This is a genomic window from Pedobacter terrae (assembly GCF_900100705.1).
Classification (GTDB): domain Bacteria; phylum Bacteroidota; class Bacteroidia; order Sphingobacteriales; family Sphingobacteriaceae; genus Pedobacter; species Pedobacter terrae.
Window position 1 is genome coordinate 2,688 of the sequence record NZ_FNCH01000044.1, and the last position, 3,312, is coordinate 5,999.

The 3,312-nt window shown below is 49.5% G+C and carries 2 rRNA genes; both read left to right on the forward strand.

The window, feature by feature from the left end:
• Nucleotides 1–157: 157 nt before the first annotated feature.
• Nucleotides 158–3,032: ribosomal RNA gene (locus BLR60_RS24455) — 23S ribosomal RNA — on the forward strand.
• 138 nt (nt 3,033–3,170) lie between these two features.
• Nucleotides 3,171–3,282 (forward strand): 5S ribosomal RNA (gene rrf / locus BLR60_RS24460).
• Nucleotides 3,283–3,312: the final 30 nt, after the last annotated feature.

The following is a 3,312-nucleotide window of genomic DNA, read 5'->3' on the forward strand; positions in this document are numbered from 1 at the left end:
AATAAAGTTCTTTGACATATTGGAAGAAGTTAAAAAAGAAGAGCAAACAACAATAGGCGACTGTTGTGTTTGTGCTCTCCCGACGTAAAGTCGGGAATGAGACATCATAACAAGAGCAAAAAAAGCATACCATATGGCGCAAAAGGCATATGAGTAGAAGAAAGTAATAAAGAGTACACGGGGGATGCCTTGGCTCTCAGAGGCGATGAAGGACGTGATAAGCTGCGATAAGCTTCGGGTATTTGCAAATAGGAATAGATCCGAAGATTTCCGAATGGGGCAACCCGGCATGTTGAAGACATGTCACATATAATGAGCAAACCTGCCGAACTGAAACATCTAAGTAAGCAGAGGAAGAGAAAATAACAATGATTTCCTGAGTAGTGGCGAGCGAAAGGGAAAGAGCCCAAACCTACCTTGTTACGGCAAAGTGGGGGTTGTAGGACTGCAACATGGCATTAGCAAACAGAAGTGGAATGGGATGGGAAGCCCAGCGGTACACGGTGATAGCCCGGTACACGTATAGAATGCTAGCTTAGCAGTATCCTGAGTACCGCGAGGTCGGAGACGCCTTGTGGGAATCTGCCGGCACCATCCGGTAAGGCTAAATACTCCTGAGAGACCGATAGTGAACCAGTACCGTGAGGGAAAGGTGAAAAGAACCCCGAACAGGGGAGTGAAATAGAACCTGAAACCGTGTACTTACAAGCGGTCGGAGCATCCAAGTGGTGTGACGGCGTGCCTTTTGCATAATGAGCCTACGAGTTACTCTTCTCTGGCAAGGTTAAGTGCTTCAGGCACGGATCCGAAGCGAAAGCGAGTCTGAACAGGGCGTATAGTCAGAGGAGGTAGACGCGAAACCTTGTGATCTACCCATGGACAGGTTGAAGGTGCGGTAACACGTACTGGAGGACCGAACCGATAAACGTTGAAAAGTTTCCGGATGATCTGTGGGTAGGGGTGAAAGGCTAATCAAACTGGGAAATAGCTCGTACTCCCCGAAATGTTTTTAGGAACAGCGTCGGTGTAGAGTTATATAGAGGTAGAGCTACTGATTGGGTGCGGGGGAGTCAAATCCTACCAAATCCAGACAAACTCCGAATGCTATATAATATAACCGGCAGTGAGGCGCGGGGTGCTAAGGTCACGCGCCGAGAGGGAAAGAACCCAGACCATCAGCTAAGGTCCCCAAGTTACGGTTAAGTTGAACTAACGAGGTCCGATTGCACAGACAGCTAGGATGTTGGCTTGGAAGCAGCCATTCATTTAAAGAGTGCGTAACAGCTCACTAGTCGAGCGATCGGGCATGGATAATAAACGGGCATTAAACCGTACACCGAAGCTATGGGATTGAAATATATCGGTAGGGGAGCATTCTATGTGCAGTGAAGGTATCTGGTAATGGGTGCTGGAGCGCATAGAAAAGCAAATGTAGGCATAAGTAACGATAAGGCGGGCGAGAAACCCGCCCACCGAAAGGATAAGGTTTCCTGATCAACGCTAATCGGATCAGGGTCAGTCGGGACCTAAGGAGAACCCGAAGGGGAAATTCGATGGACAACTGGTTAATATTCCAGTACTTTTTATAACTGCGATGTGGGGACGGAGTAGTGACACTGCCGCGATCTGACGGAATAGATCGTTGAAGGCTGTAGGTATACCGACGGTAGGCAAATCCGCCGACGGTGCTGAACGCTGATAGTACCGCGAGGCTTCGGCTGAGTGGATAGTGCAGGTAATCAGACTTCCAAGAAAAACCGCTAAGCTTCAGGTTATAAAAACCCGTACCGCAAACCGACACAGGTATCCGGGAAGAGGATTCTAAGGTGCTCGAGTGAATCATGGCTAAGGAACTCGGCAAAATGGCCCTGTAACTTCGGGAGAAGGGGCGCTTGCAGCAATGTAAGCCGCAGTGAAAAGGCCCAGGCGACTGTTTAACAAAAACACATGGCTTTGCAAAATCGAAAGATGAGGTATAAGGCCTGACACCTGCCCGGTGCTGGAAGGTTAAGAGGGGATGTCATCGTAAGAGAAGCATTGAATCGAAGCCCCAGTAAACGGCGGCCGTAACTATAACGGTCCTAAGGTAGCGAAATTCCTTGTCGGGTAAGTTCCGACCTGCACGAATGGTGTAACGATCTGGGCGCTGTCTCAGCCATGAGCTCGGTGAAATTGTGGTCCCGGTGAAGACGCCGGGTACCCGCAACGGGACGGAAAGACCCCATGCACCTTCACTACAATTTAACATTGACATTGGATACAGGATGTGTAGGATAGGTGGGAGGCTTTGAAGCGGCGTCGCTAGGCGTCGTGGAGCCAACGTTGAAATACCACCCTTTCTGTATTCGGTGTCTAATCCCTCTAAGGGGGAGACATTGTTTGATGGGTAGTTTGACTGGGGTGGTCGCCTCCAAAAAGGTAACGGAGGCTTTCAAAGGTAAGCTCAGTACGCTTGGTAACCGTACGCGGAGTGCAATAGCATAAGCTTGCTTGACTGTGAGACATACAGGTCGATCAGGGTCGAAAGACGGATATAGTGATCCGGTGGTTCTGCATGGAAGGGCCATCGCTCAAAGGATAAAAGGTACGCTGGGGATAACAGGCTGATCTCCCCCAAGAGCTCATATCGACGGGGAGGTTTGGCACCTCGATGTCGGCTCGTCACATCCTGGGGCTGGAGAAGGTCCCAAGGGTTCGGCTGTTCGCCGATTAAAGTGGCACGCGAGCTGGGTTCAGAACGTCGCGAGACAGTTCGGTCCCTATCTGTTGTGGGCGTAGGAATTTTGAGTGGGGCTGACCTTAGTACGAGAGGACCGGGTTGGACCAGCCTCTAGTGAATCTGTTGTTCCGCCAGGGGCATTGCAGAGTAGCTACGCTGGGAATAGATAAGCGCTGAAAGCATCTAAGTGCGAAACTAGCCACGAGATGAGAATTCCATATAGGACCGTAGCAGACTACTACGTTGATAGGCTATAGATGTAAAGCTGGTGACAGCACAGTCGAGTAGTACTAATCATCCGAAGCTTTCAAAGCAAACAGACTGTTGTTTGTTCTTCAAACTAACTTCTTTCAATAATATGTCATTTGAGGCCGGAAGGCGGAAGGCATAAAGGCTGAAGGTTTACCCTCTGCCTTAAAACCCTCCCTCCCTCAACCTTAAATAAAAATATTCAGGTGCCTATATCGGTGGTGTCCACCTCTTCCCATTCCGAACAGAGAAGTTAAGCCCACCAGAGCCGATGGTACTGCGGTAACACGTGGGAGAGTAGGTCGGTGCCAGATCTTAAAAGAAACCCTTCAGCAGAAATGTTG